This window comes from Noviherbaspirillum sp. (genome assembly GCF_035254685.1).
GTDB lineage: Bacteria > Pseudomonadota > Gammaproteobacteria > Burkholderiales > Burkholderiaceae_D > Noviherbaspirillum.
On sequence record NZ_DATFAI010000025.1, the window covers coordinates 65935 to 89644 of the forward strand.

22 protein-coding genes are annotated in these 23710 nt (G+C 62.2%); 14 read left to right on the plus strand and 8 right to left on the minus strand.

The window, feature by feature from the left end; all coding sequences use genetic code 11:
* Positions 1–60: 60 nt before the first annotated feature.
* A complete protein-coding gene (gene rpoD, locus VJ698_RS12145) occupies positions 61–2577 on the minus strand; it encodes an RNA polymerase sigma factor RpoD (RefSeq protein WP_324103025.1) in 2517 nt (838 codons plus the stop codon).
* Positions 2578–3082: 505 nt separating this feature from the next.
* On the opposite strand from rpoD, the gene VJ698_RS12150 reads away from it, so the two are divergent.
* From VJ698_RS12150 to VJ698_RS12165, 4 genes are all read left to right on the plus strand, one after another.
* Positions 3083–4195, plus strand: a complete 1113-nt coding sequence (locus VJ698_RS12150) for a histidine decarboxylase (RefSeq protein WP_324103026.1) — start codon at positions 3083–3085, stop codon at positions 4193–4195.
* Positions 4192–4581 (plus strand): ACT domain-containing protein, encoded by a 390-nt coding sequence (locus VJ698_RS12155; protein WP_324103027.1) that lies wholly within the window; start codon positions 4192–4194, stop codon positions 4579–4581. The genes VJ698_RS12150 and VJ698_RS12155 overlap by 4 nt, the downstream gene beginning before the upstream one ends.
* A 206-nt stretch (positions 4582–4787) precedes the next feature.
* Complete coding sequence (locus tag VJ698_RS12160; RefSeq protein ID WP_324103028.1) at positions 4788–5180, plus strand: hypothetical protein; 393 nt, start codon at positions 4788–4790, stop codon at positions 5178–5180.
* Between the two features lie 8 nt (positions 5181–5188).
* Positions 5189–5836: a DsbA family oxidoreductase gene (locus VJ698_RS12165; RefSeq protein ID WP_414691151.1), complete on the plus strand. Its 648-nt coding sequence runs from the start codon at positions 5189–5191 to the stop codon at positions 5834–5836.
* A gap of 10 nt (positions 5837–5846) precedes the next feature.
* Here the strand turns inward: VJ698_RS12165 and VJ698_RS12170 are convergent, their stop codons facing one another.
* On the minus strand, positions 5847–6722 hold the full coding sequence (locus VJ698_RS12170; protein ID WP_324103030.1) for an SAM-dependent methyltransferase: 876 nt from the start codon (positions 6720–6722) through the stop codon (positions 5847–5849).
* Positions 6723–6943: 221 nt separating this feature from the next.
* Between VJ698_RS12170 and VJ698_RS12175 the strand changes: the two genes are divergently transcribed.
* The 8 genes from VJ698_RS12175 to nirK all read left to right on the plus strand — a co-directional run bounded on the left by VJ698_RS12175 (position 6944) and on the right by nirK (position 14314).
* Entirely contained in the window at positions 6944–7312 is a 369-nt protein-coding gene (locus VJ698_RS12175; protein WP_324103031.1) for a hypothetical protein, read from the plus strand.
* A gap of 126 nt (positions 7313–7438) precedes the next feature.
* Complete coding sequence (locus tag VJ698_RS12180; RefSeq protein WP_324103032.1) at positions 7439–7939, plus strand: hypothetical protein; 501 nt, start codon at positions 7439–7441, stop codon at positions 7937–7939.
* 28 nt (positions 7940–7967) lie between these two features.
* Positions 7968–9200, plus strand: coding sequence for a cardiolipin synthase ClsB (clsB, locus tag VJ698_RS12185; RefSeq protein WP_324103033.1), 1233 nt, complete (start codon positions 7968–7970; stop codon positions 9198–9200).
* Entirely contained in the window at positions 9197–10150 is a 954-nt protein-coding gene (locus VJ698_RS12190; RefSeq protein ID WP_324103034.1) for a lysylphosphatidylglycerol synthase domain-containing protein, read from the plus strand. Before clsB ends, VJ698_RS12190 begins: the two co-directional genes overlap by 4 nt.
* A gap of 205 nt (positions 10151–10355) precedes the next feature.
* On the plus strand, positions 10356–10607 hold the full coding sequence (locus VJ698_RS12195; protein ID WP_324103035.1) for a hypothetical protein: 252 nt from the start codon (positions 10356–10358) through the stop codon (positions 10605–10607).
* Position 10608: 1 nt separating this feature from the next.
* Positions 10609–11196, plus strand: a complete 588-nt coding sequence (locus VJ698_RS12200; protein WP_324103036.1) for a hypothetical protein — start codon at positions 10609–10611, stop codon at positions 11194–11196.
* Positions 11197–11416: 220 nt separating this feature from the next.
* Complete coding sequence (locus VJ698_RS12205) at positions 11417–12493, plus strand: HDOD domain-containing protein (RefSeq protein ID WP_324103037.1); 1077 nt, start codon at positions 11417–11419, stop codon at positions 12491–12493.
* 420 nt (positions 12494–12913) lie between these two features.
* A complete protein-coding gene (gene nirK, locus VJ698_RS12210) occupies positions 12914–14314 on the plus strand; it encodes a copper-containing nitrite reductase (protein ID WP_324103038.1) in 1401 nt (466 codons plus the stop codon).
* Positions 14315–14371: 57 nt separating this feature from the next.
* On the opposite strand, the gene VJ698_RS12215 is transcribed toward nirK, so the two are convergent.
* From VJ698_RS12215 to VJ698_RS12235, 5 genes are all read right to left on the minus strand, one after another.
* Complete coding sequence (locus VJ698_RS12215) at positions 14372–15553, minus strand: ABC transporter permease (RefSeq protein WP_324103039.1); 1182 nt, start codon at positions 15551–15553, stop codon at positions 14372–14374.
* Positions 15550–16704, minus strand: coding sequence for an ABC transporter permease (locus VJ698_RS12220; protein ID WP_324103040.1), 1155 nt, complete (start codon positions 16702–16704; stop codon positions 15550–15552). The genes VJ698_RS12215 and VJ698_RS12220 overlap by 4 nt, the downstream gene beginning before the upstream one ends.
* The gene (locus VJ698_RS12225) at positions 16701–18488 is read right to left on the minus strand and encodes an ATP-binding cassette domain-containing protein (protein WP_324103041.1); all 1788 of its coding nucleotides are present in this window, start codon (positions 18486–18488) and stop codon (positions 16701–16703) included. Before VJ698_RS12225 ends, VJ698_RS12220 begins: the two co-directional genes overlap by 4 nt.
* Positions 18467–19573, minus strand: a complete 1107-nt coding sequence (locus VJ698_RS12230) for an HlyD family secretion protein (RefSeq protein ID WP_324103042.1) — start codon at positions 19571–19573, stop codon at positions 18467–18469. The genes VJ698_RS12225 and VJ698_RS12230 overlap by 22 nt, the downstream gene beginning before the upstream one ends.
* 269 nt (positions 19574–19842) lie before the next feature.
* Positions 19843–21009: a mandelate racemase/muconate lactonizing enzyme family protein gene (locus VJ698_RS12235; RefSeq protein WP_324103043.1), complete on the minus strand. Its 1167-nt coding sequence runs from the start codon at positions 21007–21009 to the stop codon at positions 19843–19845.
* Between the two features lie 130 nt (positions 21010–21139).
* Between VJ698_RS12235 and VJ698_RS12240 the strand changes: the two genes are divergently transcribed.
* Positions 21140–22033: a LysR substrate-binding domain-containing protein gene (locus VJ698_RS12240; protein ID WP_324103044.1), complete on the plus strand. Its 894-nt coding sequence runs from the start codon at positions 21140–21142 to the stop codon at positions 22031–22033.
* 267 nt (positions 22034–22300) lie between these two features.
* Here VJ698_RS12240 and VJ698_RS12245 read toward each other — a convergent pair whose 3' ends face one another.
* Complete coding sequence (locus VJ698_RS12245; protein ID WP_324103045.1) at positions 22301–22645, minus strand: HopJ type III effector protein; 345 nt, start codon at positions 22643–22645, stop codon at positions 22301–22303.
* Positions 22646–22779: 134 nt separating this feature from the next.
* Here VJ698_RS12245 and VJ698_RS12250 point away from each other — a divergent pair, with 134 nt between their 5' ends.
* Positions 22780–23547 (plus strand): FRG domain-containing protein, encoded by a 768-nt coding sequence (locus tag VJ698_RS12250; protein ID WP_324103046.1) that lies wholly within the window; start codon positions 22780–22782, stop codon positions 23545–23547.
* Positions 23548–23710 lie beyond the last annotated feature (163 nt).

A 23710-nucleotide genomic window follows, 5' to 3' on the forward strand; every position in this document is an offset into this window, starting at 1 on the left:
TACAGGACAGGCACGGCATGCATGACAACATGCTCCCCCGCGCGGGAGAGCATGTCTTCATCACTCGTTTTCGAGGAAGGTCTTCAGGCGATCCGCGCGTGACGGATGGCGCAGCTTGTTCATGGCCTTCGACTCGATCTGACGGATGCGTTCACGCGTCACGTCGAACTGCTTGCCGACTTCTTCCAGCGTCAGGTCGTTGCCGGTGTCGATGCCGTAACGCATGCGCAGCACCTTGGCTTCGCGCGGCGGCAGCGAATCGAGCACGTCCTTGATCACGTTGCGCATCGATGCGAGTGCGGCTGCATCGGCCGGCGCCATGGTCATGCTGTCCTCGATGAAATCGCCGAGGTGCGAATCGCCGTCGTCGCCCATCGGCGTGTCCATCGAGACCGGTTCCTTGGCGATCTTGAGGATCTCGCGAATCTTCTTTTCCGGCATGTCCATCTTCATCGCGAGCGTCGCCGGATCGGGTTCCGAACCCGTCTCCATCAGGATCTGGCGGCTGATGCGGTTGATCTTGTTGATCGACTCGATCATGTGCACCGGCACGCGGATGGTGCGCGCCTGGTCGGCGATCGCACGCGTGATGGCCTGGCGGATCCACCAGGTCGCGTAGGTGGAGAATTTGTAGCCGCGACGGTATTCGAACTTGTCCACCGCCTTCAGCAGGCCGATGTTGCCTTCCTGGATCAGGTCGAGGAACTGCAGGCCGCGGTTGACGTATTTCTTCGCGATGGAAATCACGAGGCGCAGGTTGGCCTCGGTCATTTCACGCTTGGCCTTCTGTGTGCGCGATTCGCCGGTGATCATCTGCTTGTTGATCTTGCGCAGCTCGTCCAGCGGCAGGCCGACGCGTACCTGCAGGTCGAGCAGTTTCTGCTGCAGTTCATGGATCGCGGGAATGTAGCGGCGCATCGCCGGGCCGTACGCATTTCCGCCATCTGCTTCCGCATCGGCCCAGCCGAGATTGGTCTCGTTGCCGGGGAACACGCGGATGAAACGCTCGCGCGGCATGCCGCACTTGTTGACGGCGATGTCCAGGATCTGACGCTCGGCCCTGCGCACCTCGTCGACTTGCGCGCGCACGGTGTCGCACAGTTTTTCCACCAGCTTGGCGGCGACGCGCACGCCGAGCAGTTCCGCCGAGATCGCCCGCTGTGCCTGTGCGCATGCCTGCGAATCGCGGCCTTCCTGTTCCGCCGCGGCGCGCATGAGATCGAATTGCGCCGAGATGACGGCGAACTTCTCCAGCACTTTCTTCTGCAACTGGTCGAGTTGTTCATCGCCGAGGCGCACTGCGGCGCCTTCCCCGGCGTCGTCGTCTTCCTCTTCGAGTTCTTCGTCGAGGTCTTCCTCTTCGGCTTCCTCGGCGGTGATAATCACCGGGTCATCCGCTTCGGCATCGACCAGGCCATCGATGACTTCGTCGACCTTGATTTCTTCCTTCCGCACGCGCTCGATCTGTGCGAGCAGTTCGGCGATCGCGGCGGGGCAGGCGGAGATCGCCTGCATCATGTCCTTGAAGCCGGCTTCGATGCGCCGTGCGATGTCGATCTCGCCCTGGCGCGTCAGCAGCGGCACGGTCGCCATTTCACGCATGTACATGCGCACCGGGTCGGTGGAGCGGCCGTAGTCGCCGTCCATGCTCGACAGCGCGGTCACGACTGCCGTTTCGGCATCGTCGTCGCTGGCAGCGGTCGGCACGTTCTCGGACAGCAGGAGCGTTTCCTCGTCGGGCGCCTGCTCGTACACGGCGATGCCCATGTCGGTCAGGGTGAGGATCAGGGTGTCGATCGAGTCCTGCGCGACGGAGTCGTCCGGCAGGTGGTCGTGGATCTCCGCGTGCGTGAGGAAGCCGCGTTCCTTGCCGATGCGGATCAGCGAGGCCATCAGCTTGCGGCGCTGTTCCATGTCTTCCGGACTGAGTTCGGCCTCGGTCGCGCGGCCCTGCTTGAGCGAGCGTGCCGCGTTCAGTTCTGCGCGCTCAACGGCGTTCAGCGCCGCGATTTCATCGTTTTCTGCGCCGAAATCGGCCGGGCGGCGTCCGCGGCGGCCGGGAGCCTTCTGTTCCGGCAGGACGTAGCTGCTCGTGTCGGGCGCGGGGGATGGTTCTGGCCGTGCAGCCGGCGCCGGCTCGGCTGCCTTGACTGCGGGCGCGGCGCGTACTACGCGCGCCTTGGGAGCGGGCTTGATCTCATCCTTGGGCTGCGTCGTGACGGCGACGGTCGGAGCGGCGGGAACACTGGCTGGTTGTGCCGTGCTCGTGACGACAGGTTGCGAAGGCGCGGTGACTGGGGGTTTGATCACGACCTTGGTCGCGCTCCTGCGCACCACGACAGGTTCTCGTTGCGCGGCAAGTTCCGGCGCGGCCGGCGCCGACTCCGTCATGTCGGCATTGTGCTCCGCATTGCCGATGGTGCCCGGCGCCAGCCGGCGCGGCTTCGTCACCACGACGACCTTGGTCGCTTCCTGCAGCGGGTCGAGGGACGGGCTCAGGGTGCGGACAGTCGGTACGGTCGTGGAGGGGCGAGGCGCCTTGCTGGTTAATGTCAGAGTTTTGGTCGGTTTTGTCATTGCGTAAATATCGATTACAAGACTTGGCGCGTTTAGACGTGGCGAAGGTCGTGAGGTTGCATCATTTTTGCGGAAGGCAGGCCCGTTACGGGCGCAACGCTCCCCGCCGCGAAGTCTCGCGCGCGCAAAAGTAAATTCTTCGGAATGTCAATCTTGGTCAATTCAGACTACTGTCAGTTGCCGCCGCGTGAAAATGAAGTCTTTGCTTCGAAATTTTCAGGGCAGCGAATGGAGCAGGGCGCCGTATTATAGGGGCGTTTGGAAAAAATATCATGCGGGTAGAGCAACAAGGGTGCGCGATGTGGGCCGGCAGATACAGGCGAACGGCTTGCGAGGCAGGATGTTGCCGAAATAATTGACAACGCATCGCAAAAGCTGACGAGAAGCAATTATCATACGGGCTTCGCAGATTTCCCGCCTCACCCGGGCGGGAAAAGAAGGCCCGGCCCAATCGGCCTCGCCTCGCATTTCCTCTCATTCCACACCAGAAGACATGAGGTCATTCATGCTTGCAGCACACGATCAGGCACGCCTCGACGCGCTCTACGAGTCAATGAGCCGCGCTTCGCAAGATGCCCTTGGCTACCCGGTGGCGCGGGATTTCGATTACGCACCGCTGTACAGGTTCCTGCAGTTCCCCTCCAATAATATCGGCGACCCTTTCCAGGCCAGCACCTACCGCGTTGGCACGCGCGAGATGGAACGCGAGGTCATCGAATTCTTCGCCGCACTGTTCCGGGCGCCGCAGGACGACTACTGGGGCTATGTCACCAACGGCGGCACGGAAGGCAATCTCTACGGTCTGTACCTGGCGCGCGAGCTGTATCCGAACGGCATCGTGTATTTTTCGGAAGACACGCATTACAGCGTCGCCAAGAATGTGCATTTCCTCGGCCTGCGGCACATCATGATCCGCTCGCAGCCGAACGGCGAGATCGACTACGAAGACCTGGAGGAAAGCGTCCGCCTGCATCGCGATGTTCCGTCCATCATTTTTGCCAACATCGGAACCACGATGAAGGAGGGCAGGGATGACATCCGCCGCATCCAGGAGATCCTGAAGAAGCTCGTGGTGCGTGAGCATTACATCCACAGCGACGCGGCCTTCTGCGGACCGTTCGCGCAGTTCCTCGACCCGAAGCCGGCCTTCGACTTCGCGGAGGGCGCGGACTCGATCGCGATGAGCGGCCACAAGTTCATCGGCGCACCAATGCCTTGCGGCGTGGTGATCGCCAGGAAGCGCAATGTCGACCGCATCGGCCGCAGCATCGGTTATATCGGCAGCATGGACACGACCATCACCGGCTCGCGCAATGCGTTCACGCCGCTGCTGCTGTGGTATGCGATCAGGATGATGGGCGAAGAGGGTTTGAGGAAACGCCTGGCGCGCTGCCAGGAAGTCGCGCAGCATGCGGTGGAGCGCATGAACGAAAACGGCATCGCGGCATGGCGCAATGACAATGCGCTGACGGTGGTTTTCCCGCGCGTCAGTGATGCCCTCAAGAGCAAATGGCAACTGGCGACCCAGGATGCCATCAGTCACCTGATCGTTGCTCCCGGCACCGAGCCGGAGCTGATTGATGCGCTGATCGCCGACATCGTGAAGGAGCAGGCATGAAATCGATCAAACTGATTGTCGAAGACCGCCCGGGCGTGATGGCCGACATTGCCGACCGGCTGGCGGAAAAGCAGATCAACATCCAGAAGATCGAAGGCGAGACGGTGGGACGCAATGCCGTGCTGGAACTGGTGGTGGACCGCCCTGGCGACGCGATGCGCCTGCTGCACCAGCTCGGGCTGCAGGTCGTCTCGGACGACCTGATCACGATTCGCATTGCGGACCAGCCCGGTGCGCTGGCGCGCGTGACGCGCGAGCTGAACGACGCCAACCTGTCGCTGCGCGGCATCAGCACGCTGCAGCGGCAGGACGGGTTCGCCTTCGTGGCGCTGAGCACCGACAACGATGCAAAGGCGCGCACGCTGCTGCAGGATGTACTGATCTGACCCGTTCGCGGCAGAGTTGCGCGAGATCATGGAGCCTGCCGCGCCGATCGCGTATGTTGTGACAGTTGTGATGCGTCAACATCTCGGCGCTGGTGCCGTGAAGACATCAAACGATCCCGCATTCCGATGAACCAGTTGGGCGGTTTCAGGACTAATCGGATGAAGTGTCCCGCGACCGCGTGACGAACAGGAAAGGCAGGTCTCCCATGTCCCCGGAACAAGCTTCTGCATTGAATTCCCTGTCGCCGAAATCCGGCATTTTCCGAGGGCGCCCGGAGAGTATGCCGCGCCAGATTGCTGCCGCGCCGCAGGCACCACAGCCGCCGCAGCCACTACAGGCGACGCAGGCATCACCAGACGGCCAGACGGGTAGCGATAGTGAAAAACCGACAACCCTGCTCGGCGCGCATGGCGGCAAGCTCGCGGCGGGTGCGGCTGCCATGCTGGGACTGGCGATTTTCTACAAATGGCGCGAGCATCAGCTGGCCAAGAACGATCCTGAAGAATATGCAAGGCTGCAGCGCCTGAAGGCCGTGATCACTGCCGACAAGTCGAAGCACAAGAAAAAGGCCCCGCCGCCACGTGATGAACTGAAGTGAGACCGCGCTTGAAAATCGATTTTGTTTCCGACATTTCCTGTCCCTGGTGCGCCATCGGCCTCAATGCGCTCGAACTGGCGATGCAGCGCATCGGCGATGGACTGAACGTCGAGCTGGCTTTCCAGCCTTTCGAACTCAACCCGCACATGCCGGCCGAAGGCCAGGATGTGCTGGAACACCTGGCCGAGAAGTACGGCAGCACGCGCGAACAGATGGAGCGCAACCAGGAGATGATACGCGCGCGCGGCGAAGCGGTCGGCTTCACCTTCCGCATGGAGCGGCGCAGCCGGATCTACAACACGTTCGATGCGCACCGGTTGCTGCACTGGGCTCAGCTGGAGGGCAGGCAGAGGGCGTTGCAGCATGCCTTGTTCAAGTCCTATTTCACTGACGGCGAAAACCCGGGCGACCACGCCGTGCTGGCGCGGCTGGCGCAGGAATCCGGACTGGACGCGCGGCGCGCCGCGGATATCCTCGCGAGCGACGAATATGCTGAAGAGACACGCCGCCAGGAGCGCTTCTATCTCGACCTGGGCATCCATTCCGTACCGGCGGTGATCATCAATGACCGCTACCTCGTCAGCGGCGGACAGCCGGTCGAGGTGTTCGAGCAAGCACTGCGGCAGGCTGCGCAGGCGGCCGTGACCGCACCCTGAAACAGCTTCTTCAGACCTTCGCGCACATCAGGCGGAATGCGCCGCCCACCGCCAGCTTGTCCTCGCGCTGCGCGAGATAACGCGCATTCAATGCATCCGGCGTGAGGTCTCGCGCCTCCGTGAATCCCATGCCACGCAGCGTGTCGCACAGCGCCACCGGATCGAAGGCGGACTTCCACGGTTCCCCCTGCCCAGCGACATGCAAGGCCAGGTATTCGTTGACGGCGCGTGCGCGCTCGTCGAGCAGCGACGGCTCCACCCTGTAATCAAACACGATCGCGCTTCCCGAAGGCAGGGAGGCGACGAACTTCAAGGTCTCGAACACGGCGTCCGGCGTGAGATAGAAGACCACGCCCAGCCATGAAAAGAAGGCTGGCTGATCCGGGCGGAAGCCGGCTTCCTTCAGGCGCTGCGCGAGCACATCGCGCTCGAAGTCGACGCCGACGAATGTCAGCGAATCCGGCTGCGCGATGGCGGCACTTTCCAGCATCTCGCACTTCCAGCGCTGCGTGGACGGATGGTCGACTTCGAAGACGCGCAGACCATCACCGGACCAGGGGTTGCGGCAACCGAAGGTGTCCAGGCCCGCGCCCAGCACCACATACTGCCGTACGCCATCGTGCACCGCTTTGGCGAGTTCATCTTCCGCCACCTTGCTGCGCACCACCAGCGCCGCGCGCAGGCCGCGTAAAAACGGATTGTTGAACCGCTCCGGGTCGGTGCGGATCTTCGCCTCTTTTTCCGCGCCGAGAATGGCCAGCGCCAGCGGGTCTTCGAACACGACAGGTTCATCGAGCAACTGGTGCGCCGCGCGCAGGGCGGCGACCCGCAGAGCAGACCTGCTTGGTTCGCCGGCGTGGATCATGTTGTCCTGGGTCGGGTGCAATCGGATTCTCCTTTGGCTTCCAAGTCGTCACGATAAAGCCTGACGTGGCGTGAGGGTCAAGCGCCACGGCGCATGGCATATTGGCAACCACGCGGTGATATTCATGCCGCGGATAGCCGATATGAGCAAACAGAATTGGATCTGCATGTCGCGCTGCGGCAATATCGTTCCATCCGATCATTGTTCCGCTTGACACGCGCTGGCGCAAGGAAAGATCCGTCATGTTCAATGAGCAACAACAACAGCTTTCCCCGCAAGAAAGGCAAATCCGGTACGCCTTGTCCATGCGCATTGCCACCGTGGTCGTGGTGTTTTTCCTCGGCGCCTGGTGCCTTTTGCAGTGGACCCTCCAGAGCGAACAGCAATACCTGCTGGAAGGGCTGCGCCGGCAGTTGGTGCAGGTCGAGGCCCTGGCATGCGCGGTGATTGCCGCGTGCGCCTTGCTGCATCTGCTCGCCAGCGCAGCGTGCTGGCTGGCGATTGCCGAAAGGACATCGCGTTCTTCCACAAGTCGTGCGGCGGAACGACACGGCCTGCCAACATGCGAACGCCTGTACCACCGCTTGCTCCACGCTGCCCACATCGAATGATGCCAGTGGACGATGCCATGCGGCATCGTCACGTCTGATCCTTCCCTGCTGCATCTGCTTCTTCCGCGAATGGCATGCTCCTTGCACGCCATCCTTCTTTGCCATTCGCTTCTTCGCGGAGGAAACATGAAAGCTTTTGTCCCGGCAACGCTGTTCGTCGCGATGCTGGCCGTTTCAGGCATCACATCAGCACAATCGACATCGCGCTCGGCATCGACCAGCACCCCCAGCTCCAGCGCCGCTACGCTCGGCACCGGGAGTCCCGTCGCGCCGGTCCAGCAGGACAGCTCTTCATCGGCAGTGCCGGGTTCCACCGGCGGGTCGCACACACCGGGTACCTCCGCCTCGGGCGCTGCTGCGGATTGTCCCGCTGCGATCGCGCGCAGCGAAGACCGGAATCACGGTAGCGGCGGCACCGGCAGCGGCTATGCGTTGACCAAGCCGAATTCGTCGAACGCCAGTGACTGCGCGTCGGTCGGATCGGGTGCTTCCAGTACAGGATCGGGCAGCACGGCGTCGGGCGGTGGCTCGAACCCGATCGCGCCCGGCGTCGGCTCGCAGGGCGGCGGATCCGGCGACAAAACGCCCGGCACGGAACGCGGTCCCACCAACGGCCTTGGCCGGTAAACGCGCATCGGGCCGGGGAGGGTGGCAGGTGAGCTTGAGATGGATTCCGGGCAACAAGGTGTCGCTGCTGGAGAATGGCGAGCAGTTTTTTCCGCGCGTGTTTGAAATGATTGCCGCCGCGCGGCGCGAGGTGCTCATCGAGACCTTCATCTGGTACGACGACAAGGTAGGCAAGCAATTGCATGCGGCCTTGCTGGCGGCGGCGCGCGCCGGTGCGCAGGTGGACATCACGATCGACGGCTTCGGTTCGTTGCCCTTCCCGGAAGAGTTCACGTCCTCGCTGGTTGCCGCCGGCGTGCGCCTGCATGTGTTCGATCCGGCCCCGAAGCTGTTCGGGCGGGTCAATTATTTTCGCCGGCTGCACCGCAAGCTGGTAGTGATCGACGGCGTGCACGCGTTCGTCGGAGGCATCAACTTTGCCGCCGACCACCTCGCCGATTTCGGGCCCGCGGCGAAGCAGGATTATGCCGTCGAGATCGAAGGGCCGGTGGTGGCGCACATCCACGGCTTCATGTTGGCAGCGCTTGCGCAAGGCAGGGCAGAGCGGCGCTGGTTCCGCCGAAGGCGCGCGCCGCCGGCCGTTCCCGTGCTGCCGGAAGCGGGCACGGCCGATACCGTTTTCGTGTGGCGCGACAACGGCGAGCACCGCAACGACATCGAGCGCCAGTACCGGCTTGCGATCAGGCTCGCGCGCCGGCGCGTGGTGATCGCGAACGCCTACTTCTTCCCCGGCTATGCCTTCCTGCGCGAGCTGCGCAAGGCCGCGCGCCGTGGCGTGGAAGTGTCGCTGATCCTGCAGGGCAGGCCGGACATGCCGGTGGTGCAGACCGCCGCCGCCATGCTGTACCACCATCTGCTTGATGGCGGCGTGCGCATCTACGAGTATTGCGAGCGGCCGCTGCATGCCAAGGTTGCGCTCGTGGACGACACATGGACGACGGTAGGATCGAGCAATCTCGATCCGTTCAGCCTGGCGCTCAACCTGGAGGCGAACATCATGGTCTACGACCGCGACTTCAATGCGCAGCTTGCGCAAAACCTGGAGGGACTGATCGCAACCAGCTGTCGCCTGGTCCGGGCCGAAGACCTGCATGAATCGAGCGCATGGCGCAAGCTGCGCAGCTTCGTCCTGTTCCATCTGCTGCGCCGCTATCCGGCTTGGGCCGGGCACTTGCCTGCACACGCGCCGACGCTCGCCTCCTTGCCCGAGACTGATCGTCCTGCCGCAACGGACCGCCTGCAAGAGACGGCGCCGCCATGAGCGGACAGAAAAAGGCAGTGTGGCGCGGGCTGGGCCGGCTGCTGACGCTGGCGTTCTTTGTCGTGGTCGTGCTCCTGCTGGCGAAGCAGGTGCGTTCGGTCGAATGGGGCCAGGTGCTGGACACGATGCGTCAGCGACCCGTCACGGATCTGCTGGCAGCCGCGCTGCTGGCGGCGGCGAGTTTTGCGCTCTATAGCTGCTTCGACCTGCTCGGCCGCCGGCTGACCGGGCATGCTTTGCCCGTGCGCCGCGTGATGACGATCAACTTCATCAGCTACGTCTTCAATCTCAACATCGGCGCCATGGTGGGCGGCGTTGCCTTCCGCTACCGCCTGTATTCGCGGTTCGGCCTCGGCGCCGATGCGATCACGCAGGTGGTGGCGATGAGCATGCTGACCAACTGGATCGGCTACGTGCTGCTCACCGGCCTGGTCTTCCTGCGCCCGCCGGTCGCGCTGCCTGATGGGTGGCGGATCGGCACTATCGGCTTGCAGGCACTGGCCGGCGTGCTGCTGGCCGCCGCGCTCGCCTACCTGCTGCTGTGCGCGTTCAGCAGGCGGCGCTGGTCTTTCAGGGGACGCGAGCTGTGGCTGCCTTCCGGTCGGATGGCGCTCTTGCAGTTCGGCATGTCTTCGCTCAACTGGATGCTGATGGCGGCAACGCTGTTTGTCTTGCTCGAACAGAAGATCGCCTATGCGATGGTGCTCGGCAGCCTGCTGGTGGCTGCCATTGCGGGTGTGATCACCCACATTCCCGCCGGCCTGGGGGTCCTGGAAGCGGTATTCGTGGCCCTGCTGCCCGGATGGTATCCGAGGAGCGAACTGCTGGCCGCACTGCTGACCTACCGCGTCATTTACTACCTGCTGCCGCTGACTTTGGCAGGATTGATCTACCTGAACATCGAACTGCGCGCAAACAAAGATGGTCGAAGAATGGCGAGGGAAACCTGAAGACGTGTAACAGGGGAGCGATGCGCGGCATCGTTGCTTGATGTAGATCACAGTTTCTTCGGGCGGCGGCGCGATCTTGTTTGCGTCGTTGATGTCCTTTGAGGAGATGGCTGCAATCGTGTTCGACGTTGCCGCAAAGAGCAGCGGAAAAAAACAGCAGCCCAATCAAGAAGGGAGTTTTTGAAACCCGGATGGCAAGGAGCAAATGATGGGCAAAGCACCCCAAGCATGGATCGGCGAGATGAGCATCATGGATTCGTCTGGCCACAAAGAGTTGAAATGGAACATGGGCGACCCGAAGGAGATCGCGGCAGCGCAGGAGACCTTTGACCGGCTGATCGAAAAGGGTTATTCGGCTTTCGGGTCAAAGGAGAAGGCGGAGACGAAGCATGTGCTGAAGGCGTTCGATCCGACGCTCGAAGAAGTGGTGATGGTTCCGAGGACGGTAGGGGGCTGACGTGCCCGCCTTGAACCGGGCATGGCAGGTCTTCCGCCGCTGCCTTGCCCGCACCGATACGACAGACGCTTCCGTGGAGGCTGCACGGGCAACTGCCACGCATCGGCGCAATCGCCTGGTATCAAGCGTGTGCGCCAATACTCGTCGCGTGTTCAGGGTGTTCGACCGGGCCATGTCCTGGATGCAGCAGACGCAGCGCGACAGCGACCGGACACGACGCGAGGTGATCCGCTGCGAGCGGCGGGCGAACCGTAAATCGCTCACCCTGCTGCTGAAGCAGTTGAGTCCGGAGCAACGCCAGGAATTCCGCCGCTGCAAGCATTTCCACGTGGTTGGCGGCAGCACTGGCGAGCGCTATCGCATCCGTGTGGACCTGATCGGGAACATCGACGTCCTGCGCCCGGACGGCAGGGTGAAGTACCGGCTGTGCGTGCGCCCGGCGGGCGAGATCCCGGTCTACGATGTGATGGCGGGACAACTGCTGCACCTGCAGGATCCGGACACTGAACAACGTTTCCTGCAGCGCGGCAATGTCCTCTCGGCGCTCCCGGAGGACCATATCTGCCTGCGCACCACCTGGGTCTCCTGACAGGCGCGCCAGGTACGCTGCCCGGTTCCGGCAGCCATCCCGCTTCCGGCGATGGCTGCCGTGCTTCCGTTCGTGCCCAGGAATACGTCGCCCGTTCCGGCTGGCCGGAGTGCACGATTTATTCCTTGGCAAGCCCTTCAATGCGTGTTTGAATAATGCCGAAAGGCAACTTCACCGCTGCACGCCGGCGGCCCGACAACGCGCATTGAAACGACTCCCCATGATCGACTGGTTACGAAGTCTCTTCTTCGGCTCCGGCAAGGCTGCCGTCGCGCCTGCTACGCAGGAGGCCGTCCATGCACCTGCTGCATCTGCTGCACGGGCCATGCGGCCGCCTCGTTTCGCCGCCGATGATGTATCGGCGCTGCAGCGCTATCAGATCGATTTCATGTTTTCCAGCTGGCTGTTCGAAACCGAACAGCAGACGGAAATCTTCACCAACCGGAACGAGGACGCGGTCCTCGCCGCGCTCGACGAGGTGGTGAATTCGAAGGACTCCGGCGCGCACATGGTGCACCGCATGCCAGGTGTGATTCCACATCTGCTGCAAAGCCTGCGCAACCCGGAGTTCGATGGCGTCGAACTGGCGCGCAGGATCTCGCACGATGTCGTCCTCGTCGCCGAAGTACTGCGCCTGGCCAACAGCGTCGCCTTCCGCCCCGGCAAGCCTATCGAGGGCATCGACCATGCGATCCTGGTGCTCGGGCAGAACGGCCTGCGGCAGCTCATCTCCGGTGTCGCGTTCCGGCCCATCATCAACCTCCATTCGGGCGCGTTTACGTACAACCTCGCGCCACGCCTCTGGGCGCAATCGGAGCAATGCGCATTCGCCTGCAACCTGCTGGCGCAGAACAGTCCGGCTGACCCGCTCGATGCCTTCCTTGCAGGGCTGGTGCAGAACGTCGGGCTCACGGTGTCCTTGCGCATCATCGACAGGATTTCGGACGGCAGGCAACCAATCGGATCACCGACCTTCTGCAATGAGCTGGCGGCGAAGGCGCGTATCCTGACCGGCAATATCGGGCGCGAATGGCGCTTTCCGGAGGCCGTCACGACCGCGATCCGCGAGCAGGAATCCGATGAAAAGCTGGCCCGCCTCTCGGCCATCGGCAAGATACTCTGGATGGGCGATTACCTCAGCAAGATCGACATCCTCGTGCGTCGCGGCCGGCTCAAGCAGGACGATCCTACGGTGGTGGAAGGCTTGTCCGACAACGAGATCGATTGCCTTGAGAAGCTGGCGGCCGTCGATGAAAAGGACTGGCTTTCGGCATCTGCGGCACAGCGCTCGCGATAGGTCTCCGCAGTGCACCTCTGATCCTGATCCCGCTCCGATCCCTGTCATGTTTGCAGCCATGACTCTGCAGACTGCACTCTTGGTCGTACCGCCGCAGCACATGTCGTGCGAGCGATTCGCCGCATGAATGACAGACATTCCCTGTACCAATCTCTTCCCTCGCCGCGCTTCTTACATCACGTTGCAGTCATTGGCCGGCCTGCATGCCCTTGTCGTATCGACCCGATCCAATGTGATTGCGTCCGAATGATTTCATTATCGCCTTGTGTTGCAACTTGCTTGCTTCTCAGAAAATTTTGACCTGGATCATGCCGTAAAGATCCATTTTCAATGCATCATTTCGCCGAACTGATCCGGAGACTTCTTCATCTCTGGCAGCGACTTAAGGCAAAGCAAAAGGCAAAAGAAATGGCAAAACAAATGAAACAAAAACTGATCTCCCTCGCGATTGCCGGCGTCGTGCTCGGCATGGCTTCCATCGGCACCGTCCATGCAGCGTCGGACCACGCGCAAAGCAGCGCAGCCGTCAAATACCGGCCTGATGTCACGTTCACGCTGCGTACCGATATCGCCGATGGAAAACTGGTGTTCATCGGCGAGAGCGGCGACATCAAGGGCAAGGTGAATCCGCAGCTGAAGGTGGCCGAAGGCGCCGTCGTGCAGATCAACCTCGTGAATGGCGACGGCGCGCAGCATGATCTCACCGTGCCTGATTTCTCCACCCAGTCGAACAAGCTGAACGAAAAGGGCGCCAGCACTTCCGTCGTGTTCCGCGCCGACAAGAAGGGCGAGTTCCAGTACATCTGCTCGCTGCCCGGCCACATGCAGGCAGGCATGATCGGCAAGATTATCGTCGGGGATACGGTAGCGCCGGCAGCGCCGAAAGCGGCAGAGGTTGCGCGCAGCCCGCTCGAAGTCGGCCAGCCAGTCGGCAAGCGCGGACCGGAGGTCGTCAACGTCAACCTCGAAACCACCGAAGTGCTCGGCCAGCTGATGGACGGTTCCACCTATCGCTACTGGACCTTCAACAGCAAGGTGCCCGGCCCGTTCATCCGCGTACGCGTCGGCGACACGGTGAATGTGAACCTGGCCAATGCCAAGGACAGCCATATGATCCACTCGGTGGACTTCCATGCGGTGACTGGTCCTGGCGGTGGCGCAGCGGTCACGCAGGCTGCGCCGGGAACCGGCAAGAGCTTCCGCTTCAAGGCCATGAACCCCGGTCTTTATGTGTACCACTGCGCGACACCGATGGTGGCGCAGCACATCTCGAACGGCATGTACGGCATGATCCTCGTCGAGCCGGAAGGTGGCCTGCCCAAGGTGGATCGCGAGTTCTACGTGATGCAGGGTGAGCTGTACACGACGCAGAAGCACGGCACGCACGGCGAAAACGAATTCTCGCTGCAGAACCTGCTCGACGAGCGCCCCGAGCACATGACCTTCAATGGCACGCACGATGCGCTGACGAAGACCTACAAGATGGAAGCGAAGGTCGGTGAAACCGTGCGCATCTTCTTTGGCGTGGGCGGCCCGAACAAGACATCGAGCTTCCATGTGATCGGTGAAGTGTTCGACCGCGTCTACAGCATGGGCGACCTGACCTCGGCGCCGCTGACGAACGTGCAGACGACGACCGTGGCGCCAGGCGGTGCGACCATGGTGGAATTCAAGGTTGAGTACCCCGGCAGGTACATCCTCGTGGACCATGCGCTCTCCCGCCTGGAAAAGGGACTGGCTGGCTTCCTGTATGTCACCGGTCCGGAGAACCATGACGTGTTCTACTCGGCAGCAGGTCCGGATCCGAAATCCGGGCATTGATAAACTGCAGTCATTACATGAAGACCCGCGCCAGCGGGTCTTTTTTTATGACTATGATCAGCCGAACTGCCGCCGGAAGCGCCACACGCACAACGCAAACATGGCGCCGCCCAGCCCGATCAGGGCCAGCACCGACGGCCACAATACATCGAGCCCGGCGCCGCGGAAGATGATGCCGTACGAGCATTCGATGAAGTGATGCAGGGGCGACCAGTTCACCAGTTCCGCCAGCCACGGCGGCATCGATTCCGGCGCAGTCCATGTGCCCGACAGCATGGTCATCGGCGCGGAAATCAGGATGGTGAGCATGCCGACCTGCGCCTGGTTGCGCACGAAGGTCGCCATCAGCAAGCCGAGCCCCGAAATGTTGAACACATACAGCGCATTCAGCGCAAAGAACAGCAACGCGCTTCCGCGAAATGGCACGTGGATCAGTGGTTGCATGATGGCATACAGGCTGGCAGCCGAGCCGATCACCACGAGGATGGTGGTCGCGATCACCTTCGAAAGCATGACCTGAAACGGCGACACCGGAGAAACCAGCAACTGCTCGATGGTGCCGCGTTCCTTCTCGCGCACGAACGCCGCGGCAGGGATCAGGACGGCCACCACCGTCATCATCGTGAGCCATTGACCGACCGCATTGAACCAGTGGCCGTTGAGCGTGGGATTGAAGGCGACGCGCATGCGATTGTCGATGGATGCGATGGCCGGCGGCGGATCGCTCGACGAGATCGGAGACATCCTGGTTTGCTGCACATAGTCCTGCGAGAAATTGCCGAGAATGCGTTCGACATAGGAGGGTGCGAGATAGCCGAGCGCGACATTGCTGGCATCGACCTGCAGTTGCAGCCGCGCCGTCTCGTTCCCGCTGCGCAGCGTCTCATCGAAGCGCTTCGGGATGTCGAGCGTCATCATCGTCTTGCCCTTGTCCAGCAATTCCAGCCCCTGTGCCGGGCGCGCGACATGCCCTTCATAAAGGAAATAGGGCGGCATGAAATGAGAGACCAGCTCGCGCGACGCCTTGCTGCGGTCATCGTCGTGCACCGTCAGCCGCGCATTCAGCAGTTCGCCGGTCATGCCCACGCCCGCGACGTAGATATCGAGAGTAAACACATAAACGACGAAGACCAGCAAGGGGATGTCACGCAGGAGCTGCTTCAGGTCCTTCTGCGTGAGAACGGCCACACGCCGCACCCACAGCGTGAGCGCCCGGCCGGCAGCGGTAGACGTGATCATGACCGCGTCCTCTTGCGAAACACAACATAAGAGGCGAGCAGCAGGCCGGCGGCGTAGACGGCGAGGAACAGCACATCGCTCCACAGGAGTGCCCAGCCGGTTCCCTTCAGGAAGGTGCCTTGCACGATGTTGTTGTAGTACATCGGCGGGAAGAGATGCGCGAGCAGGCGCGAGCTGTCGGGTAGGAATGCCACCGGCGTGAACATGCCGGAGAACTGCACCGCCGGCACGATCGCGAGGATCACCGTGATCAGCAGCGCCGAGCCTTGCGTGCGCACCAGCGTCGAGACAAGGAAGCCGATGCTGCAGGTGCAGGAGACATACACCACGGATGCAACGAAGAAGAACAGCAGGCTGCCCTTGAAGGGTGCGCCGAAATGCAGCGTCGCGATCAGCCAGAGCACCACCGTGTTCACGGTCGAGATCATGATATTGGGCAGGAGCTTGCCGAGCAGGTATTCCGCGCGCGTGACGGTGGATGCGTAGATGTTGTAGATCGACCCGGTTTCCTTCTCCCGCACCACGGACAGTGAAGTCAGCACGGCGGGCGCGACCATCATGGTGAACATGATGAGCGAAGGCGCCACCGACCAGATGCTGCGCAGTGCCTGATTGAACAGATAGCGCACTTCAAGATGGATCGGCTGCACCATCACCTGCGCGCGCGACGGCGGCATGCCGAAGTGCTCGGTCAACTGCTGTACCTGCAACGCGCTGTTCGCATCGCGGTTGATGGCATCGACATAGCCGGCGATGCCGCGCACACGATAGGCGAAGGTGCCGTCGAGCAGCGACTGGATCGCCACCGTCTTGCGTGACTTCAGGTCCTGCTCGAAGCGCGGCGGTATGACGAGCACCAGGCGCAGCTTGCCGGCGCGCAGCAGCCGGTCGCCTTCATGCGTGTCCGGCAGGTAGCCCTTGAAGGAAAAGTAGCGCGAATCGATGTAGTGATTGGCATACTCGCGGCTCATGGCGGAGTGGTCCTGGTCGAGCACGGCAAAGGGGATGTTCACCGTGTCCATGTTCATGCCGTAGCCGAACACCACCATCCATGCGACGGGCATGATGAAGGCCAGCAGGAAGAACACACGGTCGCGCACGATCTCGCGCCATTCCTTCAGGAACAGGGTGGTGACGCGTTGCAGGTTCATGGTTGTGCTCCCGCGCTGTTGCCTTGCTCAAGGCGGGTAATGCGGTGGACGAACACGTCTTCGATGGAGAGCGGTTGCGGCGTCACGGAAGGCGCTCTGCCGAGCGCACCGAGCAATTCCATGATGTGCCCGCTGTCTTGCTCCGGGTCGCGGGACAGCACGTGGATGTACTTGCCGTGCAGCGACGCGCCCGTGAACCCCGCCTCGGTCAGCAACAGCAGCGCACGCTGCAGGGGGCTGGCTGCGATCTCCAGCAGCACGCCGGCGTCAGCCTCCGTTTCGCGCTTCAGTTGTTCGGGCGAGGCATCGGCGATGATGCGCCCGCCATGCATCAGCGCCAGTCGGTCGCAGTATTCGGCTTCCGACATGTGGTGCGTTGTGACGAGGATCGCGACGCCGTCCTGCCGCGCCAGGTCGAACAGGATGCGCCAGAAGCGGCGGCGCCCGATCGGGTCGACGCCGGATGTCGGTTCGTCAAGAAACAGCACCTGGGGCCGGTGCAGCAAGGCGCAACCGAGTGCCAGCCGTTGCCGCAGTCCCATCGGCAGGCTCGCAGCAGGCGTGTTGCGGTTGTCCGCCAGCCCCGCCATTTCCATCACCCATTCGGTGCGCGACGCCGCCTGCTTTCTGTCCAGGCCGTAGATGCCGGCGTACAGGCGAATGTTTTCGATCACGCTCAGGTCGGTGTACAGGGAGAACGCCTGCGACATGTAGCCGATGCGCTCCTTGATGCCTTGCGATGCGGAACGCATGTCGACGCCGGCGACATAGCCGGTGCCGCTGGTCGGGCGGAGAATGCCGGTGAGCATCTTGATGGCGGTGGTCTTGCCGGCGCCATTCGCGCCCAGCAGGCCGAAGATTTCGCCGGAGGCAACCGAGAATGTGGCATGGTCGACCGCGCGGAAGCTGCCGAAGTCGCAGGTGAGGTCGAGCGCTTCGATGGCCTTGACCTGCTTTGCCGGTGTCGTAGTTTCCGCCGGTTTCCGGACCGGCTCCGCACCATGCCCGCCGTCTCCGATGAGCGCCACGAAAATATCTTCCAGTTGCGCGCCCGGTTCGACTGCGCCGTGCGGCAACTGCACATGCAGCGCGTCAGGTTCGCCCGTGGCGAGGATCCTGCCTTCATGCATCAGCGCGACGCGATGGAAGCGGCTGGCCTCGTCCATGTAGGCCGTCGAGATCAGCGCCGTGATGCCGCGCTCCTGCACGAGATGCGCGAGGATGGTCCAGAAATCGCGGCGCGAGACCGGATCGACGCCGGTGGTCGGCTCATCGAGGATGATCAGTTCCGGCTCATGCATCAGGGTGCAGACCAGGCCGAGCTTCTGCTTCATGCCGCCCGAAAGATTTTTCATCGGCCGGTCCTTGAAGCGCGTCAGGCGCGTCATCGCCAGCAGCTTTTCCTTGCGCTCGGCCAGCGTGCGTTCATCGACCAGCCGCAGGCGCGCGAAGAAATCGACGTTTTCCTCCACGCTCAGTTCGCCGTACAGGTTCTGTCCGAGGCCTTGCGGCATCAGGCCGATGCGGTCCTTGATCCGTTCGCAGGCGGCGTCCGAATCGAGGCTCACACCGAGCACGTTGACGGTGCCGGCGTCGAAGGTCTGCACGCCGGCAATCGATTTGAGAAGGCTGGACTTGCCCGCGCCGTCCGAACCGATCAGACCGAACAGCTCGCCGCGACGCACGTGCAGATTCACGTCGCCGGCGGCATGGGTCGTGCCATACTTCTTCGTGAAGCCTTCGACGCGGATGACGTCGGACGCTACCAGCGGGGAGGGGCCCACGCGACACCTTCTTTCCATCGTATGACCGCATCGGCGGGCAGTCCCGGCGTGAGGCGATGATCGGGGTTCTTGTCGAGGTAGAGTTTGACCCCGTAGGTGAGCTTGGTGCGTTCGTCCTGGGTTTGCACTTCCTTGGGCGTGAATTCGGCGCGCGAGGAAATCATCTTCACCGTCGCGGGGAAGGGCGTGTCGGGAAAGGTGTCGGTATAGATGCGCGCCGGCAGGTTGAGGCGCACTTTACCAATCAGCGTTTCCGGCACGTAGACGTTGAGGTAAAGCTTGTCGAGGTCCACGATGTCGAAGATCGGGCTGCCCGCGCCGAGCACTTCACCCTTGTCACGAAAGCGCGTGAGCACCACGCCGGCGGAGGGCGCCCTGATCGCCAGGTCGTCGAGCACGCTGCGCGCTTCTTCCAGCGCTGCCCTGGCCTGCGCAAGCTGGGCTTGCAGCGCGGCGATCTCGGCCTCTTTCGCTTTCAGCCTGTCCCAGCCCAACCGGGCATCTGCAAGCTGCTTCTCCGCCTGCCGAATGGCATCCTGTGTCGAACGTTCATCCGCCTTTGCCGCAGTCAGCGCGAGCTCAGCCTGTTCGGCGCGTTGCGCATCCACGAAATGGCGTTCCACCAGCATGTGCGCGCGCTCCGCCTCGCGCGCCGCCTGCTGCGTCGAGGCCTGCGCCTTGGCGCCGTTGTTGCGCGCATGGGAAAGCCCGGCTTCGGCCACGGCGATGCCGTTCGGCACCTCCTTTTTCAGCACGCTGTAGGCGCTCTTTGCCGCATCGAGCTGCGCCTGTGCCGCGCCGACAGCTGATTCCAGTTGCTTCACCCGCGCGCCGGCCTGCGAATCGTCCATCATCGCCAGCACCTGCCCGGCAACCACGGTATCGCCTTCGCGTACGCGCAGTTCGGCAATGCGGTTGGCAATCTTGGGAGAGACGACGACATGGTCGCCCTCGATGCGTCCATTGGCCTGGATCAAGCCTTCGGGAAGTGAGCGGTCATTGGCATGTCGATAGAAAAGCCAGCCCATGCCGGCGAGTGCGACAACCGACAGAACAATGATAATGGTTCGCTTGCGAGCCCACATGCAGCGAGTGTAGACATTCGATCCGCTTCGTTTCGTTGATGCAAGTCAAAGCTTGTCAAAACCTTATTGCGGGTGGCGGAGTGTATGCGGAAGGCGGATGGGCGGGGCGCAGGTGGGGCCTGTCTACTGCGCAAAAACCTTTGTCCACGGAAAACACGAAAAACACGAAATTCAAGATTTTCCGTGCTTTCCGTGCTTTCCGTGTTTTCCGTGGACATTGAACAAACGGCGGTGGGTCAAGCCCGGTGCCTGCATGTCAAGAACGGAGATCAGCTGCTCAGTGCGCGCATCTCGCTGTACAGGTTGGCCTTGCCTTCGAAGCCGATGCCGACCAGTTCCGGCATCGTGACGTGCCCGTTCACCACCTCGACGCCGTCAGGGAAGCCGCCGAAGGGCTGGAACAGATCGGGATAGGATTCGTTGCCGCCGAGGCCGAGGCCGGCGGCGATGTTGAGCGACATCTGGTGCCCGCCGTGCGGAATGCAGCGGCTTGGCGACCAGCCGTGCTGGCGCAGCATGTCGAGCGTGCGCAGGTACTCGACCAGGCCGTAGGAGAGCGCGCAGTCGAACTGCAGCCAGTCGCGGTCGGGACGCATGCCGCCGTAGCGGATCAGGTTGCGCGCGTCCTGCATGGAGAACAGGTCTTCGCCGGTGGCCATCGGCTTGTCGTAATAGCTGCGCAGCACCGCCTGCAGTTCGAAGTCGAGCGGATCGCCCGCCTCCTCGTACCAGAACAAATCGTATTGCGACATCGCCTTCGCGTAGGCGATCGCGGTATCCATGTCGAAGCGACCATTTGCGTCGACGCACAACTGCTGACCGGGGCCGAGCACCGAGAGTGCCGCCTCGATGCGGCGCAGGTCCTCCGCCAGCGACGCACCGCCGATCTTCATCTTGACCACGTTATAGCCGCGGTCAAGATAGCTGCGCATCTCGTCCTTGAGCGCGTCGTCGTTCTTGCCCGGATAGTAGTAGCCGCCGGCCGCATAGACGAAGATCTCCTTGTTCACCGTGCCGTCGCCGTAGCGTTCTGCCAGCAGGCGGAACAGCGGCTTGTTCTCGATCTTCGCCACCGCATCCCACACCGCCATGTCGATGGTGCCGATCGCTACCGAGCGCTCGCCGTGGCCGCCCGGCTTTTCGTTGGTGAACATGCAATTCCAGATCTTGTGCGGATCGAGGTTGGTCCCCTCGTCATTGACCAGCGACTCCGGGTTCGCCGCAAGGATGCGCGGGATGAAACGCTCACGCATCAGGCTGCCCTGGCCGTAGCGGCCGTTGGAATTGAAACCGTAGCCCACCACCGGCTTGCCGTCGCAGATCACATCCGTGATGACGGCGACGAGGCTCAGCGTCATTTTGCTGAAGTCAATGTAGGCATTGCGGATGGGAGAACTGATAGGGATAGTCTTTTCGCGGATTTCCACGATTTTCATGGCGGGCTCCTTGGTCTGAAGAGGTGTCCTGGAACAGGGCGCGGCTTCCTGTGCGCCGTGCGATGTCGATACAATACGCCTCGCCGAAGAACATATAATTCACCTGGATTCACACCATTATTCACCCAAAGTGAAAATCGATTCCTCCTCCGAACTCGCCTTCTTCGTGCTGCTTGCCAAAAAAGCCAGCCTGTCCGCCACGGCGCGTGAGCTTGACATCACGCCGCCCGCCGCGACCAAGCGGCTGGCACAACTGGAGCAGCGACTGGGCGTGCGCCTGGTGAACCGCACCACCCGCACGCTGAGCCTGACCAGCGAAGGTGAGCTGTATCTTGCGCATGCGACGAAAATCCTCGCCCACATCCGGGAGATGGAAGAGCAGGTGGCCGGCGGCCGGGCCGCGCCGAAAGGCCTGCTGCGGGTGAACGCGACATTGGGTTTCGGCCGCACTACCGTGGCGCCCATCATCTCTGCGTTCGCGCAGCGTTACGCCGACGTCGAGGTGCAGCTGCAACTGACCGATCGCCCGATCAACCTGGTGGAAGAAGCCTTCGACCTCGGTATCCGTTTCGGAGAGCTGCCGGACGCGCGCCTCGCTGCGCGCAAGCTCATGTCGAACCGCAGATTCCTGTGCGCCTCGCCGGCGTATCTGAAGCAGTTCGGCACGCCGCGCACGCCGGAGGAGCTGGCACAGCATCGCTGCATCATTCATCGTCAGAACGACGACCCGCACGGCATCTGGCGCCTGACGCGGGGACGCAAGACTGAAACGGTGAAGGTCAGTGGCGGCCTGTCGAGCAATGACGGCGACGTGGTGCTGAACTGGGCGCTGGATGGCCACGGCATACTGCTGCGCTCGGAATGGGATGCCGCGAAATACCTGCAGAGCGGCCGGCTACAGATGGTGCTCGAAGAATACAAGCCTGCGCCGGCCGACCTGTTCGTGTTCTACCCGACGCAGCGCAACCTGCCGGCAAGGGTGCGCGCGTTCATTGATTTTTTTGTTGAGGCGCTCAACCGGTAGAGCGTCCGGATGAATTCAGGTTGCGCATGGAAGAGGGTTATTTTTGTCCACGGAAAACACGAAAACACGGAAAAGTTTTCTCGAATTTCCGTTTCTGTTTGAGCTACGCGGGCTGTTTTGTGGAAAAACTCCGGTGCCCTGGCAAGGGGGGAAATAGCTCTGCATACGGCGTTTGACGTGTTCGCAAAAGCCTCTACATGTTGTTGTTTTCCGTGCTTTCCGTGTTTTCCGTGGACATCTGTCTTGCTGCTTGGTGCAGCTCCCGCCTCACTTCGCCTTCAGCGGCATGCTCTCAAACTTCACGCCAGCCCAGCCGGTTTTCATGAAATTGCGGATGTTCTGGTGGTCCGTACCTGCCGGGTTCTTCAGCACGTCGTCACGATAATAGGCGCCGAAGCATGCGAGCGTTTCCGCTTGCGACAGTCCGTTGAGCTGCGCTAAGGCGAACAGCCGGCACGAACCTGAATTCTGCCCGGCCTCGTTGCGCAAGCTGCCATTGGTGAACGCCGCCGGCGTGAAGTCGTAATTCGCGTTGATCACCGTCATCGTGTCGTCGAAACTGATGGAATCCGGATTCTCCCGGAGCTGCTTGAGAAAGGTGTCGAGCGTCATGGCCATACCTGCGATGTAGTGAGAAAAGGCCGCATTCTAAGCGATTGCACGCGGCCATGCTCTTTACCGCCACCCCGCTGAACCCTTGCACGCTCATTGCTGTCAACACTTGACGTTACGCACGCCGCACGATCATGCCGATCAGAGAAGTTGCCATCAGGACGGTTGGAGACCTTTCACGCGAAGTACGGGCGCTCGCACCCATCGAGCAGAAATGGTTGTTCCGCGGGCAGACCGATGCCTGCTGGAACCTTGCGCCGAGCGTGCATCGCGGCTATACGGCACAACAGGAGCGCTACCTGACCAATGAGTTCCGCGTGCGCGCCCGCAGCCGGCACTATTCCTGCCCCTCCAGCGACGATTACCCCGGCTGGCTTGCGCTGATGCAGCATTACGGCCTGCCCACGCGACTCCTCGACTGGACGTATTCGCCGTTGACCGCAGCCTTCTTCTCCGTCCACCCCGACTACGTCCCGCGCCTGCAAGGCCCGGGACGCGACGCCTGCATCTGGGCGCTGGATGGAAGGAAACTGAATGAATCGCAAGGTTTCGAGCCGCTGATCTTTCCGCTCGACGCCTCTTCCTACGAACCGCTCATCGTTCCTGCGTTCAAGAACCGTGACGAGCTCAACAGTGTCGGCGTTGCCATGGCGATCGAGCATGATCCGCGCATCCAGCTGCAGCAGGGCGCATTCACGATCCATTCCTCCCGCACACCGATCAACCGTATCGAGGGTGCCGACGAATGGCTGCGCCGCTGGATCGTCCGGAACGCTGACATTCCTGCCTTCTTCGAGGAACTGACCACGCTTGGAATCAGGAAATTCACCTTGTTTCCGGACTTGTCCGCATTGACTTCCGAGCTGAAGTCCATCCATCGACCGGGCAAACCCTGTCCCTGAGCGCCGCGGGATGACCGGGCGCGTTTGAGCGCACTCAACGAGTGCTGCACTCGGTTGAATTTGGCGGCGCCGCGCGAACCAAAATTGCTGTCGCCCTGCGCAAGCGGGCGGCAAGGTGTTTCCTGTGCGCTTCGGGCCGGGCAGATTCCGGCATGTCACGGGG

Excerpts from the sequence above, each read along its gene's own strand:
- rpoD (WP_324103025.1), bottom strand. The coding sequence starts at position 2,577 with ATGACAAAACCGACCAAAACTCTGACATTAACCAGCAAGGCGCCTCGC.
- VJ698_RS12150 (WP_324103026.1), top strand. The coding sequence starts at position 3,083 with ATGCTTGCAGCACACGATCAGGCACGCCTCGACGCGCTCTACGAGTCA.
- VJ698_RS12155 (WP_324103027.1), top strand. The coding sequence starts at position 4,192 with ATGAAATCGATCAAACTGATTGTCGAAGACCGCCCGGGCGTGATGGCC.
- VJ698_RS12160 (WP_324103028.1), top strand. The coding sequence starts at position 4,788 with ATGTCCCCGGAACAAGCTTCTGCATTGAATTCCCTGTCGCCGAAATCC.
- VJ698_RS12175 (WP_324103031.1), top strand. The coding sequence starts at position 6,944 with ATGTTCAATGAGCAACAACAACAGCTTTCCCCGCAAGAAAGGCAAATC.
- VJ698_RS12180 (WP_324103032.1), top strand. The coding sequence starts at position 7,439 with ATGAAAGCTTTTGTCCCGGCAACGCTGTTCGTCGCGATGCTGGCCGTT.
- VJ698_RS12190 (WP_324103034.1), top strand. The coding sequence starts at position 9,197 with ATGAGCGGACAGAAAAAGGCAGTGTGGCGCGGGCTGGGCCGGCTGCTG.
- VJ698_RS12195 (WP_324103035.1), top strand. The coding sequence starts at position 10,356 with ATGATGGGCAAAGCACCCCAAGCATGGATCGGCGAGATGAGCATCATG.
- VJ698_RS12205 (WP_324103037.1), top strand. The coding sequence starts at position 11,417 with ATGATCGACTGGTTACGAAGTCTCTTCTTCGGCTCCGGCAAGGCTGCC.
- nirK (WP_324103038.1), top strand. The coding sequence starts at position 12,914 with ATGAAACAAAAACTGATCTCCCTCGCGATTGCCGGCGTCGTGCTCGGC.
- VJ698_RS12215 (WP_324103039.1), bottom strand. The coding sequence starts at position 15,553 with ATGATCACGTCTACCGCTGCCGGCCGGGCGCTCACGCTGTGGGTGCGG.
- VJ698_RS12220 (WP_324103040.1), bottom strand. The coding sequence starts at position 16,704 with ATGAACCTGCAACGCGTCACCACCCTGTTCCTGAAGGAATGGCGCGAG.
- VJ698_RS12230 (WP_324103042.1), bottom strand. The coding sequence starts at position 19,573 with ATGTGGGCTCGCAAGCGAACCATTATCATTGTTCTGTCGGTTGTCGCA.
- VJ698_RS12235 (WP_324103043.1), bottom strand. The coding sequence starts at position 21,009 with ATGAAAATCGTGGAAATCCGCGAAAAGACTATCCCTATCAGTTCTCCC.
- VJ698_RS12245 (WP_324103045.1), bottom strand. The coding sequence starts at position 22,645 with ATGACGCTCGACACCTTTCTCAAGCAGCTCCGGGAGAATCCGGATTCC.
- VJ698_RS12250 (WP_324103046.1), top strand. The coding sequence starts at position 22,780 with ATGCCGATCAGAGAAGTTGCCATCAGGACGGTTGGAGACCTTTCACGC.